Here is a 637-nt window from a genome sequence, read left to right as displayed (position 1 = left end):
AATACTCTTCCAGATCTCTCGCCAACACCTGAACCATATAATCGGCTCCGCCTGCAATGCAGTGGCACATGGTGATCCAGTCTGTGACTGCGACAAACTCTTCAAAAGGCTCGGTGTTTTCAACCTCATGATTACCGAGTGTCACTAAGGTAAAACCTGCAACATGCAGCCCCAGCTTTTTGCGGTTGAGCTGCATAGCCCGTCTCTTCCATGCGCTTCCAACGACGCCAGCAAGGTGTTTCACTCAGGTTGACCTTCTCGGCAAGCTTACTGTTACTCATGCGACCGTCTTTTTGGATATGCCCAAGAATGGCAATATCCGTATCATCCAGCACTTCGTTGGTGGATTCTTTCACTTTCATAATAATTTTAGAGCTCAAATTTGATTTAATACTAACGCATATAGCAATTTAATTCCTACTCGAATCTGTAAACTCTTCTCCCACTAACGTTTTATCAACTAGGAGAGAAAGAATGAGCGCTCAATTAATGCTGGCGTTCTTGTTGTTTTCAATATCGATTGGAATTACACCGGGAGCAGGAAACATTGCATTGCTTGGGATATCAAGCCGATATGGATTTGCGGCAACATTGCCTTTTGTCTCTGGTAACGCTTTTGGCATTATCATCATACTGG

Annotated in this window: 2 pseudogenes; one reads left to right on the top strand and one right to left on the bottom strand. The window is 44.1% G+C overall.

Features of this window, described 5'->3' with window-relative positions:
• Positions 1–362 (bottom strand): annotated as a pseudogene (locus tag KIV40_RS33850) (Lrp/AsnC family transcriptional regulator); the annotation flags it as partial.
• A gap of 112 nt (positions 363–474) precedes the next feature.
• Between KIV40_RS33850 and KIV40_RS33845 the strand changes: the two are divergent.
• Positions 475–637: pseudogene (locus KIV40_RS33845) on the top strand (LysE family translocator); the annotation flags it as partial.

It is taken from the genome of Vibrio sp. D173a, from assembly GCF_030248475.1.
This window is presented reverse-complemented; position numbering and strand designations above follow the sequence as displayed.